Genomic DNA, 13,892 nt, shown 5'->3' with positions numbered 1-13,892 from the left:
CCTCGAGGCCCCGCGTCTCGCGGGCGCCTGCGCTACTTCTTCTTGCGCTCGGCGCGGAGCTTCGAGATCTCGTACAACGTGACCGAGGCCGCGATGCCGGCGTTCAACGATTCGACGGCACCCGTGATCGGCACCGACACGATCGCGTCGCAGGTCTCGGCGACGATGCGCGACAGGCCCTTGCCCTCGCTGCCGACGACGACCACGATCGGGCGGTCGGCGAGCTCCAGCCCCGGCAGCATGACGTCGCCGTCACCGTCGAGGCCCACGACGAACACGCCCTGCTCCTTGAACGACTTGAGGGTCTGGGTCAGGTTCGACGCCATCGCGACGGGGATGCGCGCGGCCGCACCGGCCGAGGTCTTCCAGGCCGACGCCGTCAGGCCGACCGAACGACGCTGCGGGACGATGACGCCCTGCCCGCCGAACGCGGCCACCGAGCGGATGATCGCTCCGAGGTTGCGCGGGTCGGTGATGCCGTCGAGCGCGACGAAGAGCGGCTTCTGCTGGCGCTTGACCGCGGCCTCGAGCATGTCGACGGGGTGCGCGTACTCGTACGGCGGCACCTTGAGCGCGACGCCCTGGTGCACGGAGTCGTGCCCGGTGATGCGGTCGAGCTCGGGGCGCATGACCTCGAGGATCGGTAGGCCGCGGCGGGTGGCGAGCTGCAGGATCTCTTTCGTGCGCTCGTCCATCTCGATGCGGGCCGCGATGTAGAGCGTCGTGGCGGGGATGCGCGTCCGCAGGGCCTCGACGACGGAGTTGCGACCGGTCACCATCTCGTGGTCGTCGGCCGACTTGGGGCGACGACGGGGGGCGTCCGGTCCGCCTCGACCGGCGATCGGCGACCCGGCACGGGGACCGGCTCCGCCACGACCACGGGCCGCCTCGAGTCGCTCGCGCGCCGCCTTGGCCTTGCCCGCGGGGTGGTACGGGCGGTCCTCCGCCGCGGGGGTGGGCTTCTTGCCCTCGAGCGCCTGGCGCCCCTGGCCGCCGCTGCCGACCTGCTTGCCCTTGCTGCCCTGACGCACGGCACTGCTGCCGGGACGGCCCTTGCGTGCTCCGCTGGTGTTCTTCACTGTTCGAGGCTCCAATGCGACCCGCTGGGGGTGTCTTCGATGGTGATGCCGGCGCCCGTCAGGACGCCTCTGATCTCGTCGGCCCGCGAGAAGTCGCGATCGGCCCGGGCTTGCTGGCGTTCGGCCAAGAGTACGTCGACGAGCGTGCCGAGCGCGCGGTGCGCGTCGACCTCGTCACCGGCGCGCCACTCGGGCGCCGTCGGGTCGATGCCGAGCACGGCCACCATGGCGGCCACGTGCTGCCAGGAGCGCGCGGCGGTGTCGAGGTCGCCGTCGTCGAGGGCCACGTTGCCGGCGCGCACCGTGTCGTGCAGCACGGCCACGGCCTGGGGGACGTTGAGGTCGTCGTCCATCGCCTCGCCGAACTCGTCGGGCACGACGCGGGCACCGACCCCGGCGAAGCGCGTGTCGGCGAGGCGACGCTGAGCCCGTTCGAGGAACGTCTCGACGCGGTCGAGGGCTGCCTCGGCCTCGAGCAGCGCGCCCTCGTGGTAGTCGATGGTCGACCGGTAGTGCGCGGCGCTGAAGAAGTAGCGGACGACGACGGGACGGGCCTGCGCCAGGAAGTCGGCGGCGAAGATGGAGTTGCCGAGGGACTTCGACATCTTCTGGCCCTCGACGGCGACGAGGCCGTTGTGCATCCAGTACGAGGCGAAGCCCATGCCGGCCGCGGTCGACTGCGCCAGCTCGTTCTCGTGGTGCGGGAACCGCAGGTCGAGCCCGCCGCCGTGGATGTCGAACGCCTCGCCGAGGTAGCGGGCCGACATCGCCGAGCACTCGATGTGCCAGCCGGGTCGCCCTTCACCCCAGGGCGAGGCCCACGAGGCGGACTCGGGCTCGTCGGCCTTGTGGCCCTTCCAGAGGGCGAAGTCGCGGGAGTCGCGCTTGCCCCGCGGGTCGGCGTCGGCCGCGGGTGCCATGTCGTCGATCGACTGGTTGGTCAGGGCACCGTACGTCGGCCAGGCGGCGGTGTCGAAGTAGACGTCGCCCGAGCCGTCCGGGGCGACGTAGGCGTGCCCCTTCTCGAGCAGCGTCGTGATGATCTGCTGCATCTCGCTGACGCTGGCGGTCGCCCGGGGCTCGTAGGTCGGCGGCAGGATGCCGAGCGCCTGGTAGCCGGCGGTGAACTCGAGTTCGTAGCGGTAGGCGCGCGCCCACCATTCTTCGGTCGTGTCGGCGGCCAGCGCGAGGATCTTGTCGTCGATGTCGGTGACGTTGCGCACGAGGGTGACGTCGAGGCCACGGTAGGTGAACCAGCGACGCCAGAGGTCGTAGACCAGAGCCGAGCGCAGGTGCCCGATGTGGGGCGACGACTGGACGGTGGGTCCGCAGACGTACAGCCCGACCTGGCCGGGCACGAGCGGGACGAAGTCGACGAGCGTCTGCTGACGGGAGTCGTAGAGCCTGATGGTCACGTGATCAGCCTATTTGACGCGGCTTCGGTCGCGTCGCCCGGGGACGCCCCGTGGCGCGTGGACGATCCGTCGTGCGTGACGAGTGCCGTCGCGATCACGGCCACGCCCTCGCCCCGACCGGTGAAGCCGAGCCCGTCGGTCGTCGTGGCCGACACGCTCACCGGGGCGCCGACCACGCGCGTCAGCCCCGCCTGCATCTCGACGCGGCGGGAGGACAGCCGGGGCCGGTTGCCGACGACCTGGACGGCGACGTTGACCGGAGCGGCCCCCGCCGCCGCGAGCAGCTCGAGGGTCGCCGTGAGGAAGACGTCGCCGGACGCCCCGGCGAACCGGGGGTCGTCGGTGCCGAAACTCGACCCGATGTCGCCGAGGCCCGCGGCCGAGAGCAGGGCGTCGACGATCGCGTGGGCGACCGCGTCGCCGTCGCTGTGGCCCGCGAGGCCCGCCTCGCCCGGGAAGTGCAGCAGCCCGAGGTGCATCGGCTGGGCCGCGTCGAACGCGTGGACGTCGGTGCCGACCCCGGTCAGGAGGCGCGGGGCCGGTCCACCGCTCGCCTCGGGACCCGGCCGGGTCGCCTCGGTCTCGGCGACGATCGTCTCGGCCCGGCGCAGGTCCCACGGGGTGGTGATCTTGAAGGCCACGGGGTCGCCCGCCACGACGCGGACGCGGTGACCGGCGGCGGCGAAGAGCGCCGCGTCGTCGGTGTGCTCGACGGACGCCGTCGCGTAGGCGTGGTCGAGGGCGGCGCGCGGGAACCCCTGCGGCGTCTGCATGGCGACGAGTTCGCTGCGGTCGACGGTGTCGACGACGAAGGCGGCGTCAGAGTCGACGCGTTTGATCGTGTCGGTGACCGGGAGCCCCGGGACGACGCCGTCACCGCTCGCCTCGACGGTCGTCGCGACCAGGTCGAACTGGGCGGTGGGCGTGAACGGTCGGGCGCAGTCGTGGACGAGCACGGTCTCGACGTCGGGCCCCAGGGCCGTCAGGCCCGCCGCGACCGATTGCTGGCGGGTGGCACCGCCGACGACGACGGAGGCGTAGTCACGGGCCGGGCCGGCGAGGGCGTCGACGAGGGTGCGGGACTCGTCGACGAGCGCCTCGGGCACGACGACGACGACCTGCGTCGGCACGGCCGAGGCGAAGACGGCGTCGAGCGAGCGTTCGAGGATGCTGCGCCCGGCCACCTCGACGAAGGCCTTCGGCTTGCCGAGCGCGAGGCGCGTGCCGCTTCCGGCCGCAACGACGACGACCGCCCGACCGGCGGCGAACGGGGTGTGGACCCCGCCGTCGTCGACCGAGCGGTCGTCGGGAGTGCTAGGACGCAAGGACCTCGTCGAGGACGCTCGACGCCTTCTCTTCGTCGGTCTTCTCGGCGAGCGCGAGCTCGCTGATCAGGATCTGACGAGCCTTGGCGAGCATGCGCTTCTCGCCGGCCGAGAGGCCACGGTCCTGATCGCGACGCCAGAGGTCGCGGACGACCTCGGACACCTTAATGACGTCACCGCTGGCGAGCTTCTCGAGGTTCGCCTTGTAGCGGCGCGACCAGTTGGTCGGCTCTTCGGTGAAGGGGGCGCGGAGCACGTCGAAGACGCGGTCCAGCCCTTCTTTGCCGATGACGTCTCGCACGCCGACCAGGTCGACGTTGTCTGCGGGTACTTCGATGGTCAGATCACCCTGGGTGACGCGAAGCTTGAGGTACAGCTTCTCTTCGCCCTTGATGATCCGCTTCTTGACTTCTGAGATTGTCGCTGCCCCGTGATGCGGGTATACAACGGTCTCGCCGACCTCGAACTGCATGAATCAGGCTCCATTCTGCGACACCCAGGATACCATAAGCCGTCGTTGGTAAGGCTGCCCTAAGGAACCGACCCCTGCGGGCGCGGATAAGCTGGCCGACGTACGTTTGTCGTGACGCTGATCCTGGAGGACACCTGTGCGAGCCCCAACCCTGAAGTCGCGTGGCTTGACGACGCGGCTCGTCTCGGCCGCCGCCGTCGGTGCCGTGGTCGTCCTGACCGCCGCCGGCTGCAACTTCATCAGCCCCCAGGCCACCACCAAGCAGTACGACGCGAGCGACGGCACGAGCGTCAACGTGGGCGCCATCCAGGTGCGCAACGCGATCGCCCTCACCGCGAGCGAGGGCGACGGCGGCACCGCCAGCCTCAGCATGGTCGTGCTCAACACGAGCGACGAAGCCGCCGAGGTCTCGTTCGAGTACCCCACGACCGACGGCAAGAAGACCCAGACCGTCGACGTCGACGGCTCGTCGCAGGTCTCGTTGGGCACCGAGCCCGGTCAGGACCAGTTCCTCATGGAGTCCCTCGACTCCGACCCGGGTGCCCTCGTGACGATCTTCGTCCAGTACGGCACCGAGACCGGCAAGTCGTTCGTCGTACCCGTCCTCACGGGCGCGCTGGGCGAGTACGCCACCCTGCTGCCCTCGCCCACGCCGTCCGGCGAGGCCACGCCGTCGTCGACGCCGTTGCCCGAGGCGACCCAGCAAGCACCCTCCTCGTCGCCGACGCCGTAGCGTCTCCGCCACGTCAGCCGAGAGGCCCGGCCCGCCGAGTGCGGTGCCGGGCCTCTCGCGTACTCCGTACACCGCGCCTCCTCGGGGCCGTCGGCGCGGTGGGGACGGGCCGACGGCCCGCCCTCGGGATCAGGCCTCGATGCGGTAGCCGAGACCGCGCACCGTGACGAGCGCCTTCGGCTCGGACGGCACGGCCTCGATCTTCGAGCGGATGCGCTTGATGTGCACGTCGAGCGTCTTGGTGTCGCCGAAGTAGTCCGAACCCCAGACCCGGTCGATCAGCTGACCGCGGGTGAGCACCCGGCCGGCGTTGCGCATGAGCAGTTCGAGCAGCTCGAACTCCTTGAGGGGCATGGCGACGTCGTCCCCGCGGACCGTCACCACGTGACGCTCGACGTCCATGCGGATGTCGCCTGCCTCGAGCATCGAGTCGGACAGGTCGTCGGGGTCGACGCGGCGGCGCAGCACGGCCCGGATGCGGGCGAGCAGCTCCCGCGTCGAGTACGGCTTCGTGACGTAGTCGTCGGCACCCAGCTCGAGGCCGACCACGATGTCCACCTCGCTGTCCTTGGCGGTGAGCATGACGATCGGCACCTGGGACCTGGTGCGGATCACGCGGCAGACCTCGGTGCCCGGGATGCCCGGGAGCATGAGGTCGAGCAGCACGAGGTCGGCACCGGTCTTGTCGAACGCCGCGACGGCGGCCGGGCCGTCCTCGGCCACGCTCACCTGGTAGCCCTCGCGCTGCAGGATGTAGGCGAGCGGCTCGCTGAGGGACTCTTCGTCCTCGACGATCAAGATGTGGGTCATCGGGTCTCCATGGTCATCGTGTCTCCTGGTGCTCGGGTGCCGAGGCGGCCGTGGTCGGGATCGATCGGGTGACGGGGTCGACGTCCGCCGCCGGCAGGCGCAGGGTGAAGGTCGACCCCTTGCCGACCTGCGACCAGACGCGCACGTCGCCGCCGTGGTTCTGCACCACGTGCTTCACGATGGCGAGTCCGAGTCCCGTGCCGCCGGTCCGTCTCGAGCGGGCCGGATCGACCCGGTAGAACCGCTCGAACACCCGGTCGAGCTCGTCGTCGGGGATGCCGTAGCCCTGGTCCGTCACCGAGATCTCGACCACGCCGGCCTGGTCGAGGGTGGCGCCGATGCCGACCCGCGAACCGTCCGGCGAGTAGTTGATCGCGTTGGCGACCAGGTTGTCGACGGCAGTGACGAGCATCGCCTGGTCGCCGATCACGTGCGCGTGCTTGCCACCCCGGACGACGAGGTCGATGCCCCTCGCCTCGGCACCCACGCGGTTGCGGTCGACGGCGGTGTCGACCACGTGGCGCACGTCGACCGACTCGCTGGTCTCGAGGGCGTCGGTCGCCTGCAGACGCGACAACTCGATGATGTCCTGCGTGAGGCGGCCGAGGCGGCCGGCCTCTCGGGTCAGCCGAGCGGCGAAGTGGCGCACCTGCTCGGGGTCGGACGACGCGGACTCCAGCGCCTCGGCGAGCAGGCCGACGGCCCCGATCGGCGTCTTGAGCTCGTGGCTGATGTTCGCGACGAAGTCACGGCGCATGTCGTCGAGCCGACGACCCTCGGTGCGGTCCTCGGCGAGCACCAGCACGAATCGTCCACCGAGTGCAGCAGCCCGCACGTGCACGGCGATGGTGGCCTCGCTGCCGGGCAGGCGCGGGAGGGTGAGCTCTTCGACCACCGGGTCGCCGTGCCGACGCACCGCGTCCACGATCGTCTCGACCTCGGGGTGCACGAGGTGCTGTTGGGCCGAGACCAGGCCGAGCTGACGTGCCGCCGCCGAGGCCTTGAGCACGTTGCCCGACGGGTCGACCACGAGGCCCGCCGACTCGAGTGCGTCGAGCACGGCGTCGATGCCGTCGGGCAGGGCGACGTCGACGAGTGCCGCGGCACGCACGGCTCGTCGGTGGGCCGAGACGACGACCACCACGATCGCGGCGCCGACGACGACCCCGAAGGCCAGCGACAACGGCACCAGCCAGGCGGATTCCATGTCGTTCACAGTAGTGACCCCCCAGCGGGCGGATGAACGGGAGGTCGTCCCATCCGCTGTACTTTGGTCAGAGTTCAGGCGGTGATCACCGGTCGTTAACCTTCACCGGAGACCATCGTCGGGACTGTGCGGGCGACTCTGCCCCACGTCACGAGCCGACCGTGCGACCCGCACGTCGCTCACAGCCACCGTGCTCCCAGGGCCACCGAGCCCCCACGACGAGAGGGTCGAACACGACATGCGCGAGGTATTCCAGCAGGAACTCCTGGAGGTGCAGGAGCGTCTCGTCGAGATCGCCGGCCTCGTCGCCGTCTCGATCGCGAACGCGACCACGGCCTTCAACGAGTCGAACGTCTCGTTGGCCGAGCAGGTCATCGCCGACGACGACAAGATCGACGAGCGCGCCATCGCCCTCGACGAGCTGGCCATCGACATCCTGGCCCGCCAGAACCCGGTCGCCCGCGACCTGCGCATCGTGGTCAGCGCGCTGCGCATCAGCGCCTCGCTCGAGCGCATGGGCGACATGGCCGAGCACATCGCCCAGCTCGCCCGCTACCGGTTCCCCGAGAAGGTCGTGCCCAAGTCGCTGCGTCCGACGTTCAAAGAGCTCGGCGAGCTCGACGTCGCCATCGCGAACAAGCTCACCGAGCTGCTCACGACCGAGGACGTCCGCCTGGCGGAAGAGATCCGCAACGACGACGATCGCATCGACGAGCTGCACCTCAGCGTCTTCGACAAGGTGCTCGGCGAGACCTGGAAGGGCGCGGCCGTCGACACGGTCGACTCCACCCTCGCGTCGCGCTACCACGAGCGCTTCGCCGACCACGCCGTCTCGATCGCCAAGAAGGTCCAGTACCTCGCGACCGGCGACTGGGTCGCGCCCGAGGTCTGATCGACCCTCGGACCACAGGAGGCGCGGTGCCCGTTCGACGGGCGCCGCGCCTCCTGCGTCCGGTCGGGCCTGCGTCGTCCGCGAGGATGGGGGCATGGCTTCAGTCGCGATCCTCGTCAACGGTCTGCCCGGATCGGGCAAGACCACCCTCTCGGCCACGCTCGCCGGGGTGCTCGGATGCCCGCTGCTCGCGAAGGACCCCGTCAAGGAGGCGCTGGTCGACCTGGCCGGGCCGATGATCGCCCCCGAGGCCCTCGGCGGCATCGCGATGGACACCGTCTGGGCGATGGCGGGCGAGGTCGAGGCGGGTGTCGTCGTCGACGCCTTCTGGCACCGGGAGCGCGACCTCGAGTTCGCCCGGGCCGGCGTCGAGCGTGCCGGGTCGCCCCGCACGGTCGAGGTGTGGTGCGACGTCGACCCCGACACCGCGCTGCAGCGCGTGGTCGACCGGCTCGCGGCCGGCGGTCGTCACCCGGCGCACGGCACGGTCGAATCGGCCCGGGCCTCGTGGCCGACGTGGGCCGCCGCGGCCGGGCCACTCGGCGACTGGCCCGTGATCCGCGTCGACACGAGCGCACCCGTCGACATGGACGACCTGGTCGTGCAGATCAGCGAGCGGTTCGACTGACGACCGCCCCGAACCCTGTGGCGCCGGGGGTGCCGGACGCCGAAGCGCCCCACGCCCCCGAGAACGGGGCGCGGGGCGCGGGAACGTCGGGAGGCGCTACTTCTTGCCCTGGTTCGCGACCGCGGCGGCACCGGCGGCGGCGGCCTCGGGGTCGAGGTAGCGGGCCGGGCCGGTGGGCACGAAGTCGTCGTCGAGCTCGTAGACGAGCGGGATGCCCGTGGGGATGTTCAGCTCGGCGATCTCGTCGTCGCTGATGCCGTCGAGGTGCTTCACCAGCGCACGCAGCGAGTTGCCGTGTGCGACGACGAGGGTGACGTCACCGGCGGCCAGGCTCTCGGTGATGTCGCTGTGCCAGTAGGGCAGCATGCGCTCGATGACGAGGGCGAGCGACTCGGTGCGCGGGGCGTCGATGCCGAGTTCGGCGTAGCGCTTGTCGTGCGCCTGCGAGAACTCGCTCTCGTCGTCGAGCGGGGGCGGCGGCACGTCGAACGAGCGACGCCAGGTCTGGAACTGCTCGGGGCCGTACTGCTCGAGCGTCTGCGCCTTGTCCTTGCCCTGGAGCGCCCCGTAGTGGCGCTCGTTGAGACGCCACGAGCGCTTGACGTCGATCCAGAGGCGGTCGGCCTCGTCGAGGGCGATGTCGGCGGTCTGGATCGCCCGGGTCAGGCGCGACGTGTAGAGGATGTCGGGCAGCAGGTCGGCCTCGCGCAGCAGCTCGCCGGCACGCTTGGCCTCTCGGCGCCCCTGCTCGGTGAGCCGCACGTCGACCCATCCGGTGAAGAGGTTCTTCGCGTTCCATTCGCTGTTGCCGTGACGCAGGAGGATGAGGGTCGAAGTCATGCCGCCAGCGTATCGCGACGGCCCGATGGCAGACTTGGCTCATGCCCATCGGTTCCGTCACGCGAGGGACGACCGGCACCAACCGCCTGCGCCGCGTCGATCGCTGGATCGCCGCGCACCCGTCGTTCCGGCGGGCGGACGACCCGCTCGTCGTCGACCTGGGGTACGGGGCGAGCGCGACGACTCCTCTCGAACTGCACCAGCGCCTCCTGAAGGTGCGAGACGACGTCGAGGTCGTGGGCATCGAGATCGAGCCCGAGCGCGTCCGGCTGGCGAGCCTCTCGGCGCGGCCGGGCGTGAGCTTCCGGCGGGGCGGCTTCGAGGTGCCGCTCGACGGCGACCGGCGACCCGCGGTGATCCGGGCGTTCAACGTGCTCAGGCAGTACGACGAGTCCCAGGTCGCCGACGCCTGGGCGTTGATGACCGGCCGGCTGCAGCCCGGAGGCGTCCTCGTCGAGGGCACCTGCAACGAGGTGGGGCGAGTCGCGAGCTGGATCGACGTGACCCCCGAGGGGCCCACGACGTTCACGATCTCGCTGCGCCTGGCCGGGCTCGAGCTGCCCTCGATCGTGGCCGAACGGCTGCCCAAGGCCCTGATCCACCGCAACGTGCCGGGTGAGCGCGTGCACGACCTGCTCGTCGACCTCGACCGGCAGTGGGCGGTGGCGGCCCCGCTCTCGGTCTACGGGCCGGTCCAACGGTGGCTCGCGACGGTGCAGGGGCTCCGCGACATGGGTTGGCCGGTGCTCGGCGGGCGGTCCCGCTGGCGGCTCGGCGAGCTCTCGCTGCCCTGGGCCGCCGTGACGCCGCGCGACTGAGCCGGGTCGAGCCCGGTCGGGTGGGTCGGGGCGAGCCGGGTCGGGTCGGGGCGGGGCGGGTGTCCTCAGACGTGGGCGAGTCGGCCTCGGGCCTCGTCGTGGTCCAGGCCGGTGGCCATGAGCAGGTCGACGAGCAGCGGGCGCAGCATCAGCACGACCATCGCCTCGGTCACGGGTGCCCCGGGCAGCACGACCGTCGGATCGAGTCGACGGGCGACGGCCGACAGGGCCTCACGGGCGACGGGCCGCTGCTCGACGTCGTGCACCGACCGGCCCAGCACGGCGACCGCGCGCGAGGTCGACTCGAGGAGGTCGGCCAGGGCCGACCGGTCGACGCCGTCGCCGAGCTGCGTGTCGAGCCGTCGCGCCACCACGCGCAGGTTGCGCACGGCGAGGTCGACGTAGCGCCGGACCGTCGCCTGCTGCCGCAGGTCGGGCAACCGGGAGCGGAGGAACGGTGACAGCCGCGCGATCGACTCGGCGGACTCGAGGGTGGACGACCAGTCGTCGAGCACCGGCTGGGTCGACCGCAACCGCTCGAGGGCGTCGTCGGCCCGCGGGGCGTCGTCGGCGCGGAGGGCGCCGACGAGCGCCGCGAAGGCCCGGTCGAGCTCGTCGAACAGGCGCCGGGCGTCGTGGCGGGCCAGGCCGACCGGGTCGCGCGGCACGATCGCCGTGACGAGCAACGCCACCGCTCCCCCGACCGCGCCGTCGATGCTGCGGACGAACGCCCCTCCGTCGGGGTCGGGCAGCAGCATGACGAGCATCGACTGGGTCGCGGCGGCCGCCGCGAAGGCGCTGCTCGACGAGAAGAACCGGGCGACGAGGAGCGTCACGAACAGCACCAGGGCGATCTGCCACAGCCCCTTGCCCACCACCATGAGCAGAACCTCGCTGAGCGCGATGCCGATGAGCACGCCGACCGCGTTCTCGAGCACCCGACGCGGACGGGCGTCACGGGCCAGGCCGAGCGACGAGATCGTGACGGTCACGGCCAGCAGGGGGACCGCGTGCCCGAGTCCGTAGTGCGTGATGGCGTAGGCCCCCGCCACGGCGAGCACGATCTGGACGATCGCCGGACCGGACGCGATCGTCCGCGCCGTCGCGTCGCGCACGTCGAAGGACGAGGAGGCGCGGTGCCAGCCGCGTCGCAGCCCGCCGCCGCGCGTCGGCCCGGTCACGACCGGGCCCGGGTGCACCGCGTCACCAGGCCGTCAGCGGCGGACGGCGCCGAGGCGCGGCAACCGGGGAACGCCTGCGGCGGCACCAGCCGAGGCGGGCACGACGATCTCTTGCGCAGCGGCGATCATCAGGTCGTCGACGACGACGGCCAGCGGTGCGGCCTCGTCGGTGCCGCGCTTGACGAGCGCGAGGGCCACCGGGCCCAGCTCGTGGTGCAGGGCGACGCTCGTGACGTGCCCGACCGACTTGGGTGCGGTCGCCTCGGGATCGGACACCGCGCCTCCTGCGGTGGCGGCCGCGTCGGGGGCACCGCCGGCGACCGGGGCCAGCACGACCTCGGCACCGCGCGGGGGCAGCACGCCGTCGCTGCCGTCGAGGTGGAGCATGACGAGCCGACGCGGCGGGTGACCGATGTTGTGCACCTTGGCGACGGTCTCTTGCCCGCGGTAGCAACCCTTGGTGAGGTGGACGGCGCTGCGCATCCAGTCGAGCTCGTGCGGGATGGTCCGCTCGTCGACCTCGGTCGAGAGCCGGGGACGCCAGGCCTCGATGCGCAGGGCCTCGAGGGCGAGGGTGCCCGCGACGGCGAGCCGGTCGGCCGGCGACGCGGCGAGGGCGTCGAGGTCGGAGCGCCGGACGAGGCTCTCGCGGTAGGTCCAGTCGTGACCCGGGTGACGGTCGGAGTCGGCGTAGCTGTGACCGCCGGCCGCGACCTCGTGCCAGGGGTCGACCCACACGAGCGCCGTGTCGTGTGACGTCAGGACCGGGACGATCGGAGCAGAGCCGTCAGGGCCTTCGGAGCCGTCGGGGCCGTCGAGCAGGTCGTGCATCGAGCCGATCGTCGCGACGTCGGCCGTGCGGTCGACGACCTCGACGCGCAGCATGAAGCGCATCCGGTCGAGCCAGGTGCCGAGCGGTTCGACCTCGGAGCGGTCGACGAGCAGCCAGGTGGTCTCGCCGTCGTCGAGGACGCGGGCGGCGTGCTCGAGGCGGCCGTTGGCGTCGAGCAGCAGGGTCTCGGTCGAGACGCCCGGCGCGAGACCGACCAGGGCCTGGCTCGTCAGCGAGTTGAGCCAGCTGAGCCGGTCCGGCCCCGTGACGGTCAGCACGCCACGATCGGAGAGGTCGACGATCGCCGCCCCCCGGGCGAGCAGCCGCTGTTCGCCGAGAGGATTGCCGTAGTGGGACGCCACGCCCGAGCCGTCGTCGACGAAGCCGTCGCGCGACGAGAAGGGCGAGACCACGGGACCCGTGGTGTCGAGGGACGGGCCGCCGACGTCAGTCAACGCGCGCCAGCTGCCCGGATGCGTGCGAGCGCAGTTCTTGCCCGAGGGCCGCGATGTCCCATGCCCAGAAGAGCTTGCCCTCGACGAGGCCGTACATGCGGGTGGCCGCCGAGTACTCCTTCGCGTTGCTCGACCGGACGACGGCGTCGGTCGCGAGGTCGATCCGCGGCCCCTTGACCCGACCGAGGTAGAGCTCGTTCACGCCGGTCGGGTGGGCGATCTGCACCTCGAGGCCGAAGCCGTCGTCGGGCGTGCGGAGGATCTCGACCGCCCGGGCCGACGTGAAGGGCTGGACGCCGACGCCGGGCAGCATCCCCGGGCCGCGGTCACCCGGCTCGGCCGGACGTTCGAGCCGCCAGTAGCCCGTCTCGCTCGTCAGTGGCGTGTGCTCGTCGTCGAGCAGCCAGGTGAACGAGCTGTAGTTGAGGAACGGCAGGCCGTCGTGGCTGAAGCTGATGCGCTGCCCGAACTCGTGGGTGCGACGCTCGGTGCCCGGTTCGGAGTCGGGGTCGCCCTCGCCGATCTTGTAGTCGACGACGCCGGTGCCCTGCCAGACGCCGATCAACCACGAGAGGGGGACGAGCTCGGACGGCAGGTCGGTGGGGATGTCGATCATGGAGCGGTCAGCGCTGACCCTTGAACAACTTGAGCAGGACGACGACCGAGACGAAGCCGATGGCGAGGGTGGCGAGGCCGAGGAGCCCGATGTAGAACACCTCGAGTGCGAGCAGGGAATCCATGCCGTCGAGCCTACCCGGCGACCGCGGACGTGCCCAGCCCTTCGGGGCGACCGTTCAGACGAGCCGGAGGTCGGGCGTTCAGACGAGTGCGAAGACGCCCGTCACGACGGCCAGGATCACCAGGCTGCCGCAGGTGCTGAGCATCGTGCGTGAGACCAGGCCGTCCTTCTGGCTCGTGGCGAGCTGCAGCACGAAGGTGAGGACGATGGCCCCGCCGAGGGCCAGGACGACGTGGTCCCAGTACTCGGAGGCGGGCGACCGCAGGCCGATCAGCACGGCCACGACGAGCGTGGCGGCCCAGACCGGGACGACCGTGATCGGCTTGAGCCGTGCCGTCGTCGCGTCGACGTCTCGTTCGCCTGTCTGCACCGTTCGTCCCTCGTTCGTGTCCGCCGTTCTGCCGACCTGCCGACCTGCCCTAGCATCGGATGGTCGGAGTGGCGGTGTCTCATGTTTTAGACTGCT

At 71.4% G+C, this 13,892-nt stretch carries 15 protein-coding genes; 4 read left to right on the top strand and 11 right to left on the bottom strand.

What is annotated here, in order from left to right; genetic code table 11:
• Positions 1-32: 32 nt before the first annotated feature.
• Genes rlmB through OVA02_RS04605 form a run of 4 tightly spaced genes read right to left on the bottom strand, consistent with a single transcriptional unit; the run spans position 33 to position 4,291 of the window.
• Positions 33-1,079 carry a 23S rRNA (guanosine(2251)-2'-O)-methyltransferase RlmB gene (gene rlmB, locus OVA02_RS04620; RefSeq protein WP_056043187.1) on the bottom strand — a complete coding sequence of 349 codons (1,047 nt, stop codon included), beginning with the start codon at positions 1,077-1,079 and terminating at the stop codon, positions 33-35.
• Complete coding sequence (gene cysS, locus OVA02_RS04615; protein ID WP_056043191.1) at positions 1,076-2,494, bottom strand: cysteine--tRNA ligase; 1,419 nt, start codon at positions 2,492-2,494, stop codon at positions 1,076-1,078. Before cysS ends, rlmB begins: the two co-directional genes overlap by 4 nt.
• Positions 2,491-3,819 carry a 2-C-methyl-D-erythritol 4-phosphate cytidylyltransferase gene (gene ispD, locus OVA02_RS04610; protein WP_056043196.1) on the bottom strand — a complete coding sequence of 443 codons (1,329 nt, stop codon included), beginning with the start codon at positions 3,817-3,819 and terminating at the stop codon, positions 2,491-2,493. The genes cysS and ispD overlap by 4 nt, the downstream gene beginning before the upstream one ends.
• Complete coding sequence (locus OVA02_RS04605) at positions 3,809-4,291, bottom strand: CarD family transcriptional regulator (protein ID WP_043597211.1); 483 nt, start codon at positions 4,289-4,291, stop codon at positions 3,809-3,811. The genes ispD and OVA02_RS04605 overlap by 11 nt, the downstream gene beginning before the upstream one ends.
• 166 nt (positions 4,292-4,457) lie before the next feature.
• Here OVA02_RS04605 and OVA02_RS04600 point away from each other — a divergent pair, with 166 nt between their 5' ends.
• Positions 4,458-5,024, top strand: coding sequence for a hypothetical protein (locus OVA02_RS04600; RefSeq protein ID WP_056043199.1), 567 nt, complete (start codon positions 4,458-4,460; stop codon positions 5,022-5,024).
• A 129-nt stretch (positions 5,025-5,153) separates the two neighbouring features.
• Here the strand turns inward: OVA02_RS04600 and OVA02_RS04595 are convergent, their stop codons facing one another.
• Both OVA02_RS04595 and OVA02_RS04590 read right to left on the bottom strand, forming a co-directional pair.
• Positions 5,154-5,834, bottom strand: coding sequence for a response regulator transcription factor (locus tag OVA02_RS04595; RefSeq protein WP_056043202.1), 681 nt, complete (start codon positions 5,832-5,834; stop codon positions 5,154-5,156).
• 13 nt (positions 5,835-5,847) lie between these two features.
• Positions 5,848-7,041 (bottom strand): sensor histidine kinase, encoded by a 1,194-nt coding sequence (locus OVA02_RS04590; protein ID WP_056044479.1) that lies wholly within the window; start codon positions 7,039-7,041, stop codon positions 5,848-5,850.
• A 238-nt stretch (positions 7,042-7,279) separates the two neighbouring features.
• On the opposite strand from OVA02_RS04590, the gene phoU reads away from it, so the two are divergent.
• Both phoU and OVA02_RS04580 read left to right on the top strand, forming a co-directional pair.
• Entirely contained in the window at positions 7,280-7,933 is a 654-nt protein-coding gene (gene phoU / locus OVA02_RS04585) for a phosphate signaling complex protein PhoU (RefSeq protein ID WP_043597221.1), read from the top strand.
• Positions 7,934-8,027: 94 nt separating this feature from the next.
• A complete protein-coding gene (locus OVA02_RS04580; RefSeq protein ID WP_267659321.1) occupies positions 8,028-8,561 on the top strand; it encodes an AAA family ATPase in 534 nt (177 codons plus the stop codon).
• Between the two features lie 96 nt (positions 8,562-8,657).
• Here the strand turns inward: OVA02_RS04580 and OVA02_RS04575 are convergent, their stop codons facing one another.
• Positions 8,658-9,401 (bottom strand): phosphoglyceromutase, encoded by a 744-nt coding sequence (locus tag OVA02_RS04575; RefSeq protein WP_267659320.1) that lies wholly within the window; start codon positions 9,399-9,401, stop codon positions 8,658-8,660.
• Positions 9,402-9,442: 41 nt separating this feature from the next.
• Here OVA02_RS04575 and OVA02_RS04570 point away from each other — a divergent pair, with 41 nt between their 5' ends.
• Positions 9,443-10,219 carry a hypothetical protein gene (locus OVA02_RS04570; protein WP_056043213.1) on the top strand — a complete coding sequence of 259 codons (777 nt, stop codon included), beginning with the start codon at positions 9,443-9,445 and terminating at the stop codon, positions 10,217-10,219.
• Between the two features lie 65 nt (positions 10,220-10,284).
• Here the strand turns inward: OVA02_RS04570 and OVA02_RS04565 are convergent, their stop codons facing one another.
• The 4 genes from OVA02_RS04565 to OVA02_RS04550 form a co-directional block, all read right to left on the bottom strand.
• Entirely contained in the window at positions 10,285-11,400 is a 1,116-nt protein-coding gene (locus OVA02_RS04565; protein WP_162234585.1) for an FUSC family protein, read from the bottom strand.
• Between the two features lie 33 nt (positions 11,401-11,433).
• On the bottom strand, positions 11,434-12,687 hold the full coding sequence (locus tag OVA02_RS04560; RefSeq protein ID WP_420709633.1) for a YgfZ/GcvT domain-containing protein: 1,254 nt from the start codon (positions 12,685-12,687) through the stop codon (positions 11,434-11,436).
• Positions 12,680-13,303, bottom strand: a complete 624-nt coding sequence (locus OVA02_RS04555) for an FABP family protein (protein ID WP_043597230.1) — start codon at positions 13,301-13,303, stop codon at positions 12,680-12,682. Before OVA02_RS04555 ends, OVA02_RS04560 begins: the two co-directional genes overlap by 8 nt.
• A gap of 202 nt (positions 13,304-13,505) precedes the next feature.
• On the bottom strand, positions 13,506-13,796 hold the full coding sequence (locus OVA02_RS04550; protein WP_056043223.1) for a hypothetical protein: 291 nt from the start codon (positions 13,794-13,796) through the stop codon (positions 13,506-13,508).
• Between the last annotated feature and the right edge of the window lie 96 nt (positions 13,797-13,892).

The sequence above is a fragment of the Frigoribacterium sp. SL97 genome, from assembly GCF_026625765.1.
Classification (GTDB): Bacteria; Actinomycetota; Actinomycetes; order Actinomycetales; family Microbacteriaceae; genus Frigoribacterium.
This window is presented reverse-complemented; position numbering and strand designations above follow the sequence as displayed.